This is a genomic window from Rhodococcus sp. M8, from assembly GCF_015654185.1.
GTDB lineage: Bacteria > Actinomycetota > Actinomycetes > Mycobacteriales > Mycobacteriaceae > Rhodococcus > Rhodococcus aetherivorans.
In genome coordinates this window covers 5,748,885-5,764,920 of the sequence record NZ_CP064065.1, presented here as the reverse complement: position 1 = coordinate 5,764,920, position 16,036 = coordinate 5,748,885, and the positions used below count along the sequence as shown (strand labels likewise).

General features: G+C 71.6%; 15 protein-coding genes. 5 read left to right on the top strand and 10 right to left on the bottom strand.

Features of this window, described 5'->3' with window-relative positions:
* Window positions 1-15 precede the first annotated feature (15 nt).
* The 9 genes from ISO16_RS26335 to ISO16_RS26295 form a co-directional block, all read right to left on the bottom strand.
* Window positions 16-837, bottom strand: coding sequence for an alpha/beta fold hydrolase (locus ISO16_RS26335; protein ID WP_230304437.1), 822 nt, complete (start codon window positions 835-837; stop codon window positions 16-18).
* Window positions 838-844: 7 nt separating this feature from the next.
* Window positions 845-1,666, bottom strand: coding sequence for an alpha/beta fold hydrolase (locus ISO16_RS26330; protein WP_072634771.1), 822 nt, complete (start codon window positions 1,664-1,666; stop codon window positions 845-847).
* 90 nt (window positions 1,667-1,756) lie between these two features.
* On the bottom strand, window positions 1,757-3,310 hold the full coding sequence (locus ISO16_RS29025) for an HD domain-containing phosphohydrolase (protein ID WP_072634881.1): 1,554 nt from the start codon (window positions 3,308-3,310) through the stop codon (window positions 1,757-1,759).
* 158 nt (window positions 3,311-3,468) lie between these two features.
* A complete protein-coding gene (locus ISO16_RS26320) occupies window positions 3,469-4,308 on the bottom strand; it encodes an alpha/beta fold hydrolase (RefSeq protein ID WP_072634770.1) in 840 nt (279 codons plus the stop codon).
* Window positions 4,305-4,736, bottom strand: a complete 432-nt coding sequence (locus ISO16_RS26315; protein WP_072634769.1) for a helix-turn-helix domain-containing protein — start codon at window positions 4,734-4,736, stop codon at window positions 4,305-4,307. The genes ISO16_RS26320 and ISO16_RS26315 overlap by 4 nt, the downstream gene beginning before the upstream one ends.
* Window positions 4,737-4,864: 128 nt before the next feature.
* Window positions 4,865-5,350 carry an LppA family lipoprotein gene (locus ISO16_RS26310; RefSeq protein ID WP_170914060.1) on the bottom strand — a complete coding sequence of 162 codons (486 nt, stop codon included), beginning with the start codon at window positions 5,348-5,350 and terminating at the stop codon, window positions 4,865-4,867.
* Entirely contained in the window at window positions 5,347-6,930 is a 1,584-nt protein-coding gene (locus ISO16_RS26305) for an alpha/beta hydrolase (protein WP_072634768.1), read from the bottom strand. The genes ISO16_RS26310 and ISO16_RS26305 overlap by 4 nt, the downstream gene beginning before the upstream one ends.
* 228 nt (window positions 6,931-7,158) lie before the next feature.
* Window positions 7,159-9,681: an ABC transporter permease gene (locus tag ISO16_RS26300; protein WP_072634767.1), complete on the bottom strand. Its 2,523-nt coding sequence runs from the start codon at window positions 9,679-9,681 to the stop codon at window positions 7,159-7,161.
* 12 nt (window positions 9,682-9,693) lie between these two features.
* Complete coding sequence (locus ISO16_RS26295; RefSeq protein WP_050036311.1) at window positions 9,694-10,452, bottom strand: ABC transporter ATP-binding protein; 759 nt, start codon at window positions 10,450-10,452, stop codon at window positions 9,694-9,696.
* Window positions 10,453-10,590: 138 nt separating this feature from the next.
* Between ISO16_RS26295 and ISO16_RS26290 the strand changes: the two genes are divergently transcribed.
* Window positions 10,591-11,361 carry a deoxyribonuclease IV gene (locus tag ISO16_RS26290; protein WP_006938663.1) on the top strand — a complete coding sequence of 257 codons (771 nt, stop codon included), beginning with the start codon at window positions 10,591-10,593 and terminating at the stop codon, window positions 11,359-11,361.
* A 47-nt stretch (window positions 11,362-11,408) separates the two neighbouring features.
* Window positions 11,409-12,011 (top strand): AMIN-like domain-containing (lipo)protein, encoded by a 603-nt coding sequence (locus ISO16_RS26285; protein ID WP_072634765.1) that lies wholly within the window; start codon window positions 11,409-11,411, stop codon window positions 12,009-12,011.
* Window positions 12,012-12,020: 9 nt separating this feature from the next.
* Here ISO16_RS26285 and ISO16_RS26280 read toward each other — a convergent pair whose 3' ends face one another.
* Window positions 12,021-12,482 (bottom strand): PPOX class F420-dependent oxidoreductase, encoded by a 462-nt coding sequence (locus ISO16_RS26280; RefSeq protein ID WP_072634764.1) that lies wholly within the window; start codon window positions 12,480-12,482, stop codon window positions 12,021-12,023.
* A 193-nt stretch (window positions 12,483-12,675) separates the two neighbouring features.
* Here ISO16_RS26280 and ISO16_RS26275 point away from each other — a divergent pair, with 193 nt between their 5' ends.
* The 3 genes from ISO16_RS26275 (at window position 12,676) to ISO16_RS26265 (ending at window position 16,001) form a co-directional block, all read left to right on the top strand.
* Window positions 12,676-14,577 (top strand): ABC transporter ATP-binding protein, encoded by a 1,902-nt coding sequence (locus ISO16_RS26275; protein WP_072634763.1) that lies wholly within the window; start codon window positions 12,676-12,678, stop codon window positions 14,575-14,577.
* A complete protein-coding gene (locus ISO16_RS26270) occupies window positions 14,574-15,089 on the top strand; it encodes a mycothiol transferase (protein WP_072634762.1) in 516 nt (171 codons plus the stop codon). The genes ISO16_RS26275 and ISO16_RS26270 overlap by 4 nt, the downstream gene beginning before the upstream one ends.
* A gap of 108 nt (window positions 15,090-15,197) precedes the next feature.
* Entirely contained in the window at window positions 15,198-16,001 is an 804-nt protein-coding gene (locus ISO16_RS26265) for a DUF1206 domain-containing protein (protein WP_006938668.1), read from the top strand.
* Window positions 16,002-16,036: the final 35 nt, after the last annotated feature.

Below are 16,036 nucleotides of genomic sequence, written 5' to 3'. Positions count from 1 at the left end.
CGGGGACGGCCGCTTCTACGACCGGATGAACCGGCCGATGACGGTGGCGACCATGGCGGGATCGGTCTTGAGGGCCATGTGGGCATGCCCTTCGAGCATCTGGATCCGGGCGTCGGGAATTGCACCCGCTGCGCGGTGAGTTGCCTCGTTCAGCCGAGAAGGGCTCTCGGTGCCCGCCAGCAGGAGCGTCGGGGCCGCGATCCCGTCGAACCGGCCGGGCCGATACACCCAGCCCTCCTCGGCTCTGCACTCCCTGGACACGGTGGGCGCAGCGGCGAGGAGGGCCGACCATTGCGGACCCGATCGCATTGTGTCGCATTCCTCTTCGGTCAACTCCAGGATCTCGACGAGGATTGCACGGATCGCTGTTTCCATGTCGCCGGCAGCCACCGCCTCCTCGATCGCATCGATCAAACCCGCGGGATAGACCATCCCCAGGCTCGGCTCGTAGAGCACGAGGTGATCGACGTTGCGCGCGAGGGCAGCTCCGCCCATCGCGCAGTTGGCCCCGTAGGAGTGACCCCACACCGCGACAGTCCCGCCGGTGCGGGCCACGACGGCATCCACGACCGCGGCCACGTCCTCGAAATCACGCTCGATGGCGTAGCCCGGTGTGTCGCCGCTCGCACCGAAGCCTCGGCGGTCCATCGCGAACGTGGTGACGTCGGCGTGCAGCTCGTCCACCAAGGGGCCGAACGTGGTGTGGTCGCGGAGGGACCCGTGCACCATGACGAGCGGCGGCCCGTCGCCGTCGACCCACACGGCCAGCGGTGTCCCATCGGTGGATCGAACGTCGAATCGGGTTGCTCTGCCCTCGGCAGCCCTCATGTGACTCATGACCGTCTCACCTGCCGCCCTGTGCGGCTGCCGTGCGCCGGTCGAGCTCGGTGGCGAACGACGACGCGGCGTCGGCGAATTCGTCGGGCCGCTCGGCGTAGGTGACGTGGCCGCTGCCCTCCAGCTCGACGAAGCGAGCGTCGGGGAGGGCCGCGGCCAGTTGACGGGCGATCGACCGCAGCGACGGGTGGCTTTCGCTTCCGGCGACGACGAGCGCGGGCACTGTCACGGCGGCCAGGTCCCCGGCCGTGACCTCGAGCGACGGGGACCGCAGGTCGGTGAAGCCGATGTCGGCGTTGGCTCGATAGCGGTTCCTTCGCTCGTCGTCGATCATCGACCACAGCCCCGGGCAGACGACGGAGAAGAACGCGTCGACCCCGGCGGCCGGTCCGCCGGCGGCGGTGGCCTGCTCGACGCGGGGCACCACGTCGCGGAGGACGACCCGGCCGGCAACCGGATCGAGGCTGAACAGCGGCGGCTCGCTGAACACCGCGCCGCGGAGCAGGTGACCGTGGCGCAACGCGACCTCGACGGCGACGGCGGCGCCGCTGCTCGATCCCACCAGCAGGCAAGGGGCAAGTTCCAGGGCTTCGATCAGGGCGGCGGCGTCGTCCGCGTGCAGGGAGTCGCTGATCGTGGCGTCGCCGCGGGAACTTCGGCTGTGGCCCCGGCGGTCGTAGCGCACGCACGTGTAGCGGTCCGACAACCGCCGTGCCTGGTCTGCCCAGACCTCGGCGTCGCCGCACATACCGTGCACGAACAGGATCCCCCGCCCTGACCCCGTGCGCTCGAAATAGATTCTGGCGTCGTTGATGTCGATCGTGGGCATGGCTGCCTCCCTCGTCTCCGGTCCCTGTCGGCGAGTGTGAACCGGTCGCCGCCGGCGCACATCGGGCGTTCGCCCCATTTCCGACGCCGGTCAGGGTGAGAGGAGGCCGTGCTCCATCGCGAACAGCGTCGCGCCCGCTCGCGTGGTGACCCCGGCCTTGGTGTAGATGTGTTCGATGTGGTGTCCCACCGTCTTGGGCGAGATGACGAGGGCGCTCGCCACTTCCTTGTTGGTGCGGCCGCGGGCGATGAGCGCCAGCACGTCCACCTCGCGCTCGGTGAGACCCGCGGGACGGGAGACCCGCGGCGGGCGGCTCACCTGACCGGCAGCATCGAGCACCGCGTCGACCTCGACCCGGGTGAAGCGGCCCGCGTCGACCTCGTCGAGCAGCTGCGACGCCGCCTCGGCCGGGGTGAGCGCCGGCCGGTGCGGCCGGTTCTCGGTCATCGCGTGGTAGGCATCGGCGGCGCCCAGCAGCCGGGCACCAAGGCCGAGCTGGTCTCCCGAGGCCCCGCGGTGGTAACCGGAGCCGTCGGCTCGCTCGTGGTGGCGTGCCGCCAGGTCGGCGAGGGGGGCCAGCAGCGCGCAGCGGTGCAGGACCCGCTCGCCGAGGTAGGGGTGCAGCCGAACCCGTTCCCACTGCTCGGCGCTGAGCGGACCCCGGCGATCCCAGATCCCGTTGGGGATACCGACACGTCCGACGTCGTGGACCAGTCCGGCTCGGCCCAGCGTCGTCGCGTCGGCAGTGGCAAGGCCGGCAGCTTCGGCGGCGGCAACGGCCAGCCGCGAGACACCGGTGGAGTGGCCTCGAAGGTACGGCGACTTCAGATCGGCGAAATCGGCCACCGCGGTCAGAGCCACGTCGAGGTTGCCCGACTCGATCGTCAGGGCCGGTGCCGGCTCGGCATCGAGGACCGCCGCGCACGGGTCGTCACCGATTCCGGCGAGCCAGTGTTCACCGTCTGCGACCACGGCGTCGACCACGGCCGGGTCGTACGCGCGGCCCCTGCGGTGCAACAGCACGTCGGTGGCTGCCGCCCAGCCCGCCCGGCGCACCCACAGCTCGGCGTCTCGGGCGACCGTCACGATCCGCACCGCCACCGGCACCTCGTCGGCCGCCAGGCCGGCCGGATAGCCCTTGCCGTCCCAGCGCTCGTACGCATGCGCGAGCGACCGACGGACGGATTCGGCCATCCCGAGGCGGGTTGCCAGGCGGGCGCCCGCCTCGCAATGTTGCGACAGGCTGCGCCGATTCATGTCCGGGTCGCTCAGTGCCCGCACAATCCGCCCCACGCGGCGGTGCGACGGGAGATCGTTCGCCAGATGGCGGACGAAATAGCGCACACCTTCACCGGGCTCGGCCATCAGCATCGGCGCCATCGTCGCGTCGAATGCGATGTCGTCGCCGCCGGCCAGTACCGCGGTCTCCGACGCATCCGACGTGCATCCCAGAAACCGAAGCAGCGCAACGTAGTACACGCAGGACCGCGCCGGCGCGGCCAGCCCGAGTGCCTCCGACGCGGCCAGTGACAGCCAGCACGTACGCAACCCGTGCTCCATCGGTTGCCCCGTGCCCAGATCCGTCGCCAACGACAACGCAATCGTCAACTCCGCCACGCGTCCGGACCGGGCATGGTCGCTCACAACCACCACTATCCCAGCCGGAACTCCCTGGTAGTCGCGATTCGACCGTCGATCCTGCGGCGGTCCGCGGGTCGGCCCGTCTCGTGAGGCAGGTTCGGGGACATGACGCTTCTTCCTGGCGGATTCGCCTCGACCGAAGCGGGTTGCCGCGCGACGGGTCAGTCGCGCAGGAATTCGAGGACGGATTCCGTCCGGCCGAGGATCGCGTGCCCGGCCTCGGGTAGCACCTCGACGGTCGCGTGCGGGAGGCACCGGTGCACGCGGTCGGCGGTGCCCTCGGAGTCGAACAGGACGTCGCGGCCACCGACGATCACGAGCGCGGGCATGGTCAGCCGCCGCAGCGTGTCGTCGGAGAACACGGGCAACCGCTCCGTACGCGGCTTGAAATGGGCGAACGTCAGCACCACCTCGTCGAGGACCGGACGCGTCTCGGGAGTGTCCAGGCCGGTGACGACGGCCGCCGAACGGAGTGCCCCCCGGCGCCCGAAAAGACGCAGGAACATCGCCTTGACCAGCCAGCCCATCCGCTGCCGGCCCAGGCCACCGGGGCACAGCAGGACCAGCCGCGTCACCCGTTCCGGGCGCCGGGTGGCGTAGTCCACCGCCATCCAGCCGCCGAGGGACACGCCGACGATCGCAGCGCTCGTGACCCCCAGACCTTCGAGCACGTCATCGAGCCACAGCGCGTACGCGTCGGAGGCCAGGGGCGGCCGGGACGGCGCGCTCTCCCCCGGTTCACCGACGAGGTCGACGGCGTAGGTTCGGAAATGCCGCGCCCAGGAGCCGATGTCGTCACGCCACATCGTCGCGTTCGCTCCCGAGCCGTGCAGCAGCAGCACGGGCGGCGCGTCGTCCGGACCGGAGACGAGCACGAAGGTCTCCCCCTGGCGAGTGGGTACCCGCACATGCTCGGCCGGAATCGGCCAGTCCCGCAGGGCATCACGATAGCGCCGCCGGACCTCGCGGGCGCCGGCCTCGGACGTGTAGATCGTGGTCATGACTCGAGCACCCCGTCGATGTAGTCGAACAGCCGGGCGGTGTCGGCCAGCCCGCCGAGGATGACGATCTTCATCCTCGCCCTCCTCTCGTCGTACACCGTCTCGATCCGCAGTGGCTCGTCGCCCGAACGGCGGTTGCCCGCCGCGCTCGTCACGAGAGTGGTCAGGCGGTGGGCCGTCTCGGCGCCGACCGCGTCGATCTCCACGATGCTCGACACGTCGGTGTGCCGCCGGCGTCCGGCCGACTCGCGCGACGACGGCGGCATCGGGCGGCCGGTGAAGGCCTCGAGGTCCTGCTGCGCGATGCGGTACTGCTTGCCGATACGGACCGCGGGGAGCCGCCCGGAGCGCACGTAGTTGCGGACGGTGCGCACATGCAGACTCAGGCTTTCGGCCACCTCATCCACCGAATAGAGACGTTCACTCACATAAATACCCTAAACTTCCCTCTCTATCCGCGCAATAGGGATATTAACGTGCGTATGAGGAACCTCCCCCACTTCTCGCCTCCGGCCCTTTCTGCCCTCGTCGCACACCGGCGGGCACGGGGAGTTCACTACGGCCGGTCCGGGTAGCACCCCACCGTCAGCCCCACCGTCGCGGCGAGATAGCTGCCGAACGAGATGGAGGAACCGTCCGCGGCGAACATCCGGATCTGGAGCCCGGTCTCGACCGGCAGCGACCGGGCACCGCGGAAACCGGTGCCCGCCAACGATTCCTCGAACACCCGCGCCGCCCGCTCCAGCTGCCCCGGCGGCACCGGCCGATCGGAGAGGTGGATCGGGAGGAATACCGTGGTGCCCGCCGATCCGTCGGGCATCTTGCAGTAGGCCGTCGTGGCCGGGTCCGATTGCCGGAACTGCATCTCCGGGAAAGCGTCCGACAGGGCGGCCATCGCGTCGCGCTGGACCCGGGTGTAGTACTCGACGGCACCGGCGCGGTCCGCCGCCACCGGCTCGGGCACGGCGACGGGGACCGGCCCGCCCGCGCACCCCGCGAGCGACAGGGCCAGCACCGGCACACCGACGCGCAGAACCTTCATCGCACCACTCGATCCGGGAGGCCGCCGACGACCGCGGCGACGTTGTACAGGCTCATCGTTCCGTCGCTCAGGTACTCGCTGTGCCCGGTCGAGCCGAGCCGCGGCCGGCCGGACGCGTCCGCCCCGGCGTCGCTCGACAGGTGGGTCACGCCGTCGAGGAAACTCGGATCGCCGTCGAACGTGCCGACGTCACCGACCGGGTCGCGGTCGGCCTCCACGAGGTACGTCGCGCCCGGCGGCACACCGAGTTCGGCGACGTCGTCGGTGCCGATTCCCGGGGCGCCGAGGAACACGGCGGCGTCCACCCCGACACCCTGCTGCAGCGCCAGGCCGGTGGCGAGCGCACCGTAGGAGTGACCGACGGCGGTGACGTGCGGGTCCCGCTCGGCGTACAGACCGTCGAGAAAGCCGGCGAGCCGCGGGGCGGCACGAACCGCCGCGAGGTCCGACACCGGGCTCAGCTCGGTGCGGGCGAGGCCCCAGCCCCATTGCGGCACCTGGTAGTTCAGCCACGTCACGGCGGCGACCGACTCGGCGGCACGGCCGGCCTCCTGCAGGTGGCGCATGGTCTCCTCCCGCAGCGCCGCCATCCGGGTGTCGTACCCGGCGAGGTTGCCCTGCACCGTGGAGCCGGCGCCGGGGGTGAACACGGTGACGTGGTCGGCGGTGTCGACGTCCCCGACCGCCACCGCGGCCATCGCTTCCCGGCCCGAGAGATCGAGGCCCAGCAGCCGCCTGTCCTCGCGGGCCAGCGTCGTCTCGATGGCGTCGAGCGCGGCGATCTTGTTGCGGGTCTGGGCGAGTCCGGCGTCGGCGTTGCTCGCCAGTCCGCCGAGCGGATCGGCGTCGAGCTGGGCCTGCAATCGGGCGGCGACCTCCTCGAGCCGGCGCCGTTCCCCCGTCAGTTGCGCGCGGTTGGCCAGGTCCCGGACCGCGGCCGGCACGCCGTCGAGGTTGCCGATCAGCTCGGGTGCCAGGGTGACGACCTTCGTGCGCTCGCCGTGGTCGAGTCCGGCCCACCACGCGGCCACCTGGGCCGCCGCCGTCCCGGGCGCCGGCACCGCCGGGGTGGACGCGGGCGCAGCGCGCACGCCCCCGAAACCGAGCGGACGCGAAGGGCTTTGGTCCGGCACCCGGCCGAGGTCGGCTGCGGCCCGCCGATCCAGCGTCTCGGCCCGGTCGAGGACCGCACGGATGCGGGCCTGTGCCTCGTGCCGCTCCGGGTCGGTACCCGGTCCGCCCGCGACGGTTCCGTCGTCCCGCACGGTCAACGCCCGGTCCCGCGCCCAGCGGGTCGCGTCGTCGAGTTCCGCGCGCAGTGCCCGCAGCCGCGGCGCGCACCACGCCGCGCAGCGGCTCACCTCCCGATACGCGTCGGACCGTCGCACGATCCCGCCGGTGACGTCACCGAGCCGCTGCTCGGCGGCCGCGTGCGCGAGCCCCGACCACTGTCCGTCGAACCGTCCCGACGCGGTGATCTGCGCGCCGATCCGCTCGAGTTCCCCCGCATGCCGGTCCAGCATCGCGCCGAGACCGTCCAGCGCATCCGGGTCCCACCGCTGCAACTGCCGAAGATCCATTCGATCCACCCCCTCGGCGCGGCAGCGTAATCCGCTGCGCGCCTGCCGCGGCGGGGTGCACTGCCGCCGGCGTGAAACTGTGGAAGAACGGGCCGGTTGTGGACAACTCACGTCCGGAGACGAGGGTCCCGGTCACCGCGGCCGGGTCGCGACTGCGGCAGCACGAGTTCCGCCCCCGGCGCGCGGGGCACCGGGGGCGGACGGAGACGGGCGAGGGATCCCGTCGCGTCAGATGTCGGAGATCGCCTCGAGGGGCGGCGTGCGTGCGGCACGGACGCCGGGCCACAGGGCGGCGAGCACACCGACCACGCCGGATCCGACGAGCATGGCGATCACCTGCCCCCACGGGACGGCGATCTTGTCGAGGCCCTGGTCGGCCAGCGTCCGGACGAAGCCCCAGCCGAACGCCAGGCCCAGCACCAGACCGACGACCGCGCCGAACACCGCGATGAGCATCGACTCGATGTAGATCGTGCGGCGGACCTGGACCCGCTGCATGCCGACCGCGCGGAGCATGCCGATCTCCCGGCGTCGCTCCACCACCGACAGGGCGAGGGTGTTGACGATGCCCAGGACCGCGATGACCACCGCCAGCGCCAGGAGCCCGTAGAGCACTGCGAGCAGCGTGTCGATCTGGGCGGCCTGCTGGCCCTTGAACTGCTCCCGATCGAGCACCTGGACCACGACGAACTGCTTGGTGGCGTCCTCGAGCGCCGTGCGGATCGTCTCCGGATCGCTGCCGGCCGCGGTGTTCACGAACACCACGAAGTCCGAGCGCGACGCAGGCGGGGTGAACTGCTGGTAGACCTCCTCAGAGACGACCCACGAGCCGAGCAACTGGTTGTCGGCGAAGATGCCGCTCACCGTCGTGCCGACGTCCTCGCCGTCGCGGCTGGTGAGGGTGACCGCGTCGCCGACCTTCCAGCCCTTCTCGCCCGCGGTGGTCTGCGACACCAGCAGGTCGGTGCCGGCGACGTCCTCGCGGCCCTCGGTGACGTCGACCTCGAGCACGTCGCCGAGGGGGCCGGACAGCGCGACACCGAACGTGTCCTCGTCGCCGATGCGCGCCGGGACGCCGTGCATCGCGATGGTTTCCTCCACGCCCTCGGCCCGCGCCGCTGCGGCGGCGGCCCCCACGGGCACCCCGATCATCTGCGGTCCGGTGAGCATGAAGTCGGACTTGACACCGGTGTCGACGAGCGAGTTGACGCTCTCCTTGGCGGACGCGCCGAACACCCCGATCACCGACACCAGCATCAGGCCCAGCGTGAGCGCGAAGGCGGTGGCGGCGGTACGGCGGGGGTTGCGCACCGCGTTGGTGCGGGCGAGCCGGCCCACGGCCCCGAACGGGCGGGCGAACACCGCGCCGAGCCCCGCGACGAAGGGCCGCGACAGCGCGGGCGCCGCGAGCAGGACCGCGATGATCAGGGCGAAGGCCCCGACGCCGACGGTGGAGGCCGCGCCACCGCCGGTGCCCTGGGCGCCGACGACGACGGTGACGGCACCGGCCACGGCGGCGACGGCTCCGATGACGGTCCGCAGCCGCAGCGACTCGACGGTCGCGGTGGACTCCTCCCGCATGGCCGCGACCGGCGGGACCTTGCTCGCGCGGCGGGCCGGCGCGTAGGCGCTGACCACGGTGACGACGACGCCGATGAGCAGGGCCACGAGCACGGTCCGCGGCGCGAGCTGCAGCGGGCCCGAGGGCAGGCCGACGTCGAACGCGTTGAGCGCGGAGCGCAGCCCGTAGGCCAAGGCCACGCCGCCGGCGATGCCGAGGGCACTGCCCACGATCCCGACGACCAGTGCCTCGAGGTTCACCGACCGGCCCACCTGGCTGCGGCTCGCCCCGATCGCCCGCAGCAACGCGAGCTCCCGCAGTCGCTGCGCCACGATCATCGAGAAGGTGTTGTAGATGATGAAGGTGCCCACCAGCAGCGCGATCGCGCCGAACGCGAGCAGGAAGTAGTTCAGGAAGCTCAGCGCCTCCTCGATCTCGGTCTTGATCTCCTCGCTGACCTCGGCGCCCGTCTGGACCTTCTGGCCGGGCACGGCGGCGGCGATGCGGTCCCGCAGCTCGTCCGCGGGCACACCGTCGCCGGCGACGTCGATGTACTGCACGTGCGTGCCGTCGGTGAACAGGGTGCGGGCCTGGTTCTCGGTGAACATCGCCCCGACGTAGCCGCCGGTGTCGGTCTCGACGTCGTAGATGCCGCTGACCGTGACCGGGACGATCCCGGCCGAGGCGGCGAGGATCTTCGTCGGGTCCCCGACGGACAGTCCGGCACGCTCGGCGGCGCTCGAGTTGAGCGCGATCTCGCCGTCGACGGCGGGCGGTTGTCCGGCGACGAACTCGCTGGGGTCGCCGAGCTGCTGGTCGGGGGGCAGGTAGGCGGTGCCCTCGCTGGGGGCGCCGCCGGTCTGGATGGCCGCGCCCTCGGAGTCGAGGACGATGACCGGCCCGCCGAACGCCGGCACCACGGTCCGCACGCCGGGGACCGCGGAGACGACGGCGACGTCGGAGTCGGGGACGCCGCTCGCGCCCTGCTGTTCGCTGCTGACGCGGACGTCGACGCCCTTGGCGGCGTCGGCGAAGATGCTGTCGAATGTGCGCTGCAGGGTGTCGGTGAAGACGAAGGAGCCGGTGACGAACGCGGTGCCGAGCACCACGGACAGGACGGTCAGCAGCAGCCGCACCTTGTGGGCGGCGAGATTGCGCAGGGCAACTCTGCGGATGGGATTCGCGCTCATGATCGGCTCGCCCTACTTCGCCGTGGGAACGGCGACGGCGTCGAACTGCTTCATCCGGTCGAGCACCGAGTCGGCGGTCGGGTCGCGCATCTCGTCGACGATGCGCCCGTCCGCGAGGAACACCACCCGATCCGCGTAGCTGGCCGCACGCGGATCGTGGGTGACGATCACGACCGTCTGCCCGAACTCGTCGACCGCGGCCCGCAGGATCGACATCACCTCGCCCGAGGAACGGGAGTCGAGGTTGCCGGTGGGCTCGTCGCCGAAGATGATCTCGGGCCGGCCGGCGAGCGCGCGGGCGCACGCCACGCGCTGCTGCTGACCGCCGGACAACTCCCCGGGCCGGTGGTCGAGCCGGTCGCCGAGTCCCAGGCGGTTCACGACGGTGTCCAGCCATTCGCGGTCGACTTTGCGGCCGGCGATGTCGACGGGCAGCGTGATGTTCTCGAGTGCGGTGAGCGTTGGCACCAGGTTGAACGCCTGGAAGACGAAGCCGATGCGGTCGCGCCGCAGCTGCGTCATCTGTTTGTCCGACAGGTCGGTCAGGTCCGTGTCGCCGAGGACCACCGAACCGGACGTGGCGGTGTCGAGGCCGGCGAGGCAGTGCATCAGCGTCGACTTCCCCGAACCCGAGGGACCCATGATGGCGGTGAACTCCCCCGCCGCGAACTCCGCGTTCACGCCGTCGAGGGCGTGGACGGCGGTCTCACCGGTTCCGTAGGTCTTTCTCAGGTCGATTGCGCGCGCGGCAGTGGCGGTGTGGGCTGGCATGCCCACCATCTTCCTGACTTTTCCGACAGGGCACCATCGGGGACGTCCCGGATTCCGCGCCGGACGGTTCTCAGGGTGCGCCCGGTGACGTCCCGGTGAGGTTCTCCTGCGTCGCCGCCGGGCGCTACCGTCGAGACCATGCGGATAGGAGCACACGTCCGGCAGGACGACGATCCGATCGGCTGCGGCGAACGCGTCGGCGCAGACCTGGTGCAACTGTTCCTCGGCGATCCCCAGCAGTGGACGAAGCCGGGCCCGCACCCCCGGGAGGAACAGATCCGCGATTCCGACGTCGCGGTGGTGGTGCACTCCCCCTACGTGATCAACGTGGCCAGCACGAACAACCGGCTGCGGATGCCGTCGCGCAAGGCCGTGGCCGAGCACGCCGAGGCGGCCGCCCGGATCGGCGCCTTCGGCCTGGTGGTGCACGGCGGCCACGTCCGGTCCGGCGAGGAGGTCGCCGCGGGCGTGGAGAACTGGCGCAAGCTGTTCGAGCGACAGGAGGACAAGGGCGGGTTCGCGGTGCCCGTCCTGATCGAGAACACCGCCGGGGGCGAGTTCGCGATGGCCCGGCACGTGGATGCGATCGCGCGGTTGTGGGATGCCGTCGGCGACTACGACGTGGGCTTCTGCCTCGACACCTGCCACGCGTGGGCGGGCGGCGAGGACCTCGTCGACGTCGTCGAGCGGGTACGGGCCGCGACCGGCCGGATCGATCTGGTGCACCTGAACAATTCCCGCGACGGCTTCGGCTCCGGCCGGGACCGGCACGCCAACATCGCCGCCGGCACGATCGACCCCGGCCTGCTGGTGGCGGTGTGCCGGGCCGCGGACGCGCCGATCGTCCTCGAGACCCCGGCGGAGGGGATCGCCGAGGATGTCGCCTACCTGCGCGAACTGCTCGGGTGAGGCACGTCTCCCGGAGACCGGGCCGTCACAGCCGTAACATCTTGCTCATGAAGCACGCCCGGATCGCCTTCGCCGTCACCGCCGCCGCGCTGGTACTTGCGGGCTGCTCGGACGCCGACAGCCCGGCACCGTCCGCGTCGGCGAGCACCGCCACCTCCACGATCTCGCCGGGGTCGGGGTCCGCCGACTCGTCGCCGACCCCCGAGCCCGCGCCGACCGACGCATCGGACAAGACGTCGCCCGCCTCGGCCGGCGCGAAGCTGACCGTCACCGACATCCGCACCGGCCGGCACGAGAACTTCGACCGGGTCGTGTACGAGATGGGCGGCACCGGCACCCCGGGGTGGCGCGTCGGATACGTCGACCGGGCGGTGCAGGACGGCAGCGGCAACGACGTGGCCGTCGCCGGCGGCGCGATCCTGCAGGTGCTCATCGACGGGTCCGCGTATCCGTTCGACAGCGGGGTCGAACCGTACTCCGGCCCCAACCCGGTGCTCGCGCAGCCGGGCGGCTCGGTCGTCGAGGTCAACGGCTCCGGCGTCTTCGAGGGCGTGACCCAGTCGTTCGTCGGCGTCGCGGAGCCGAACACGCCGTTCGCCGTGTACGCGCTGACGAACCCGACGCGGCTGGTCGTCGACGTCGCTCGCTGATCGGGCGGCTCAGGCCCGGCCGGGCGGGAAACCGCCCGTCGCGACCGGACCCCAGTCCTCGACGGTGATGCGGATCAGCGACTTGCCCTGCGTGCGCATCGCCTCCCGGTACTCGTCCCAGTCGGGGTGCTCCCCGGCGACGGCGCGGAAGTACTCGACGAGGGGCTCGACCGAGTCCGGCAGGTCGATCACCTCGGCGGTGCCGTCGACCTGGACGTAGGGCCCGTTCCAGTCGTCGGAGTGGATCAGGATCGACACGGCCGGGCGGCGGCGGATGTTGACGACCTTGGCGCGTTCCGGGTAGGTCGCGATCACGATGCGGCCGGCGCCGTCCAGCCCGCACGTGACCGGGGACATCTGCAGCCGGCCGTCGGACCGGGTGGTGACCAGGGTGCCGCGGTGGCGCGGGCGGACGAATTCGAGCAGCCGGTCGCGGTCCACGCGGTCCGCCGTTGCGATCTTCGGTGCCATGCTCCGACCCTACGTGCGCGGCCGTGACGACGGGCCCTGTCGGAGGTCACGTGCAGAATCCGGTGGCGGGTTCTACACGAACGGGCAGACTCGGTGCCGGCCTCGCGAGCCCGCAGCAGTCCGCGCACCTACGCTTGACCTCGAGTCCACTCGAGGTTCTACGGTCGGGCGACCGACTTCAGGAGGCTCCCGCATGAGCATGGAAGTGACCGCGTGGAACGCGATGTACAACGCGATGCACGCGCAGAGCGACCGGCGTCCGTTCTCGCGCGCCAGCCTGCGCCGGATCGCCGAGTTCGCCCGCCCCCACCGCCGCAACATCGGCATTTACCTGCTGCTGAGCGTGGTGATCGCCGCACTCGGCGTGGCCACCCCGGTCCTCGCCGGCCGGGTGATCGACGCCATCGTCGACCGCGCCGACCTCTCGGTCATCACGTGGCTGGCGATGCTGATCGCCGCCATCGCCGTCGTCGAGGCCGGGCTCGGCATCCTGAACCGCTGGCTGTCCGCGAGCATCGGCGAGGACCTCATCCTCGACCTGCGCACCACCGTGTTCGACCACGTGCAGCGCATGCCCATCGCGTTCTTCACCCGCACCCGCACCGGCGCCCTCGTCAGCCGGCTCAACAGCGACGTCATCGGCGCCCAACGGGCGTTCAGTGACACCCTGTCCGGCGTGGTCGGCAACCTCGTCACCCTCGCGATCACGCTCGTGGTGATGATCGGGATCTCCTGGCAGATCACGTTGCTCGCACTGTTGCTGCTGCCGATCTTCGTGGTGCCCGCCCGGCACATGGGCGTGCGGCTGGCGCGCCTGAATCGTGAAGCGGCCAACCACAATTCGGTGATGAGCACCCAGATGACGGAGCGATTCTCCGCGCCCGGCGCGACGCTGGTGAAGCTGTTCGGCCGGCCGTCGCAGGAGTCGTCGGAGTTCGCCGTCCGCGCCCGCCGGGTGCGCGACATCGGGGTGAAGACGGCGATGCTGCAGTCGGTGTTCGTCACAGCCCTGACCCTCGTGTCCGCCCTCGCGCTGGCCCTCGTCTACGGCCTCGGCGGCTTCTACGCGCTGCGCGGCCAGCTCGAGCCGGGTGCCGTCGTGGCGATGGCGATGCTGCTGACGCGCCTGTATTCGCCGCTGACGGCACTCGCGAGCGCCCGCGTCGACGTGATGAGCGCGATGGTGAGCTTCGAGCGGGTCTTCGAGGTGCTCGACCTGCGGCCGCTGATCGAGGAGGCCCCCGACGCCCGCCCCGTCCCCGACGGCCCGGTCGCCGTCGAGTTCCGGCACGTGGACTTCGCATACCCCGCCGCCGACAAGGTCTCGCTGGCGTCGCTGGAGGAGGTGGCCACGCTCGACACCCGCGGCGGCGCACCGGTCCTGCACGACGTGAGCTTCCGGGCCGAGCCCGGGCAGATGGTGGCCCTGGTGGGCTCCTCCGGCGCCGGCAAGTCCACGATCGCGCAACTGGTGCCGCGGCTCTACGACACCGACTCCGGATCCGTGCTGCTCGGCGGGGTCGACGTGCGCCGGCTCACCACCGCGTCGATCCGCGGGACCGTCGGCATGGTCACCCAGGACGGGCACCTGTTCCACGAGAGCGTGCGGGCGAATCTGCTCCTGGCCCGCCCGGAGGCAACCGAGGACGAGCTGTGGGAGGTGCTGGGCCGGGCCCGGCTCACCGACCTGATCCGCTCCCTGCCCGACGGCTTGGACACCGTCGTCGGCGAGCGCGGGTACCGGCTCTCCGGCGGTGAGCGCCAGCGGCTGACCATTGCGCGGCTGCTGCTCGCCCACCCGCGGGTGGTCATCCTCGACGAGGCCACCGCGCACCTGGACTCGACGTCGGAGGCTGCCGTGCAGGAGGCGCTCACGGAGGCGCTGGCCGGACGGACCTCCGTGGTGATCGCACACAGGTTGTCCACGGTCCGCGCGGCGGATCTGATTCTCGTGGTCGAGGCCGGACGCATCGTCGAGCGCGGCACCCATTCCGAGCTGCTCGCCGCCGGCGGGCGTTACGGCGAGTTGTACCGCACCCAGTTCGCCGATTCAGGACCGCGGGTGTCCGCAATGGCTCCCACACTGGGCGCATGACGACGAACGAGACCGATCTGCTGCTCCTGCTTCTCGACAATCAGCACGCCGCGTTCCGCAACGCACTGTCCGGCCTGACCGAGGACCAGGCACGCAGCGTGCCCAGCGCCTCCGCGATGAGCCTGGCGTCGCTGTTGAACCATGTGATCGACGGCGAGGTCGCCGCCGCCGACCGCATCGCCGGGACGCAGAGCCGCGAGCCGGACCCGGTGGCGGCGTGGACAGCCGGGTGGGCGGTGCGCGACGACGAGACCGTCGCGGATCAGCTCGCCCGGCTCGACACAGTCGCGGCCCGCTTCGCCGACGTGCTGCGGGCGGACCCGGACCTGGGCCGGGTGGTGGACCTGCCGGCGGACATCGCCCGATGGCTGGACCAGGGCGTGCCGCTCTCCGTGCGGTTCCTGGTCCTGCATCAGATTGAGGAATGGGCCCGGCACGCCGGCCACGCCGACATCATCCGCGAATCCGTCGACGGCGCCACCGCCGACGTCCTGGCCGGCAGGGTCCGGTAGCCGGCGCCGGCGAACCCGGACGACGCCCCGCCGGCGCGATAGGCTCGCCGTAGGCACCACTGCCGGGGCGCCCCGGCGCCGTCGCCGCGAGATCCTGGAGGCCGTCGCGTGACCGGACAACAGACCAGCACGGGAGCTGCGGGCGCTGCCCAGCACCCGATGTTCGAGAAGGTGGCGCGGGTCGGACAGGCCGCGAGCGGGGTCGTGCACCTGCTGATCGCCTACATCGTCGTCCAGGTCGCGTTCGGCGATCCGGCCAGTGCCGATCAGTCCGGTGCCCTCGGCGAGCTCGCCGCCCAGCCCGGCGGCCGGATCGTCCTGTGGATCCTGGCCGTGACGCTCACGGCGCTGGCACTGTGGCGTCTGGTCGAGGCCGCAGTGGGCAAACGTTCGGACGTCGAGAAACCGTCCGCCCTGGACCGGGTCAAGACCGTCGGCGTCGCCGTGGCGTACCTGGCGCTGGCACTGGCCGCGTTCCAGTTCGCGCGGGGCACCGGCAAGTCGAGCGGTGAACAGAACGCCGGACTCAGTGCTCGCTTGATGCAGTCCGGAGGCGGCAAGGTCCTGCTCGTCGCGGCCGGGCTGGTGATCATCGGAATCGGCGCCTACCACGTCTACAAGGGCGCGGCGAAGAAGTTCCTCGACGACCTGCACCGGGCGCGGTTGCCCCGGTACGCCGAGCCGCTCGGCGCCGTCGGGTACGTCGCGAAGGGCCTGGCGATCGCCGGCGCCGGCGTCCTGGTCCTCGTCGCGACGTTCACCGCCGATCCGTCCAAGGCGACGGGACTGGACGGTGCCCTCAAGACGCTGGGCACCGCCCCGTTCGGTCAGATCCTGCTCGTCGCGGCCGGCCTCGGTATCGCCGCGTACGGCGCGTACTGCTTCGTCCTCGCGCGGTACGGGAAGATGTGAGCCCCGCCGCTGTGCTCAGTCGCGCCCGCGGTGGC

Excerpts from the sequence above, each read along its gene's own strand:
- ISO16_RS26320 (WP_072634770.1), bottom strand. The coding sequence starts at position 4,308 with ATGACCACGATCTACACGTCCGAGGCCGGCGCCCGCGAGGTCCGGCGG.
- ISO16_RS26305 (WP_072634768.1), bottom strand. The coding sequence starts at position 6,930 with ATGGATCTTCGGCAGTTGCAGCGGTGGGACCCGGATGCGCTGGACGGT.
- ISO16_RS26300 (WP_072634767.1), bottom strand. The coding sequence starts at position 9,681 with ATGAGCGCGAATCCCATCCGCAGAGTTGCCCTGCGCAATCTCGCCGCC.
- ISO16_RS26330 (WP_072634771.1), bottom strand. The coding sequence starts at position 1,666 with ATGCCCACGATCGACATCAACGACGCCAGAATCTATTTCGAGCGCACG.
- ISO16_RS26335 (WP_230304437.1), bottom strand. The coding sequence starts at position 837 with ATGAGTCACATGAGGGCTGCCGAGGGCAGAGCAACCCGATTCGACGTT.
- ISO16_RS26295 (WP_050036311.1), bottom strand. The coding sequence starts at position 10,452 with ATGCCAGCCCACACCGCCACTGCCGCGCGCGCAATCGACCTGAGAAAG.
- ISO16_RS26285 (WP_072634765.1), top strand. The coding sequence starts at position 11,409 with ATGAAGCACGCCCGGATCGCCTTCGCCGTCACCGCCGCCGCGCTGGTA.
- ISO16_RS26290 (WP_006938663.1), top strand. The coding sequence starts at position 10,591 with ATGCGGATAGGAGCACACGTCCGGCAGGACGACGATCCGATCGGCTGC.
- ISO16_RS26280 (WP_072634764.1), bottom strand. The coding sequence starts at position 12,482 with ATGGCACCGAAGATCGCAACGGCGGACCGCGTGGACCGCGACCGGCTG.
- ISO16_RS26270 (WP_072634762.1), top strand. The coding sequence starts at position 14,574 with ATGACGACGAACGAGACCGATCTGCTGCTCCTGCTTCTCGACAATCAG.
- ISO16_RS26310 (WP_170914060.1), bottom strand. The coding sequence starts at position 5,350 with ATGAAGGTTCTGCGCGTCGGTGTGCCGGTGCTGGCCCTGTCGCTCGCG.
- ISO16_RS26275 (WP_072634763.1), top strand. The coding sequence starts at position 12,676 with ATGAGCATGGAAGTGACCGCGTGGAACGCGATGTACAACGCGATGCAC.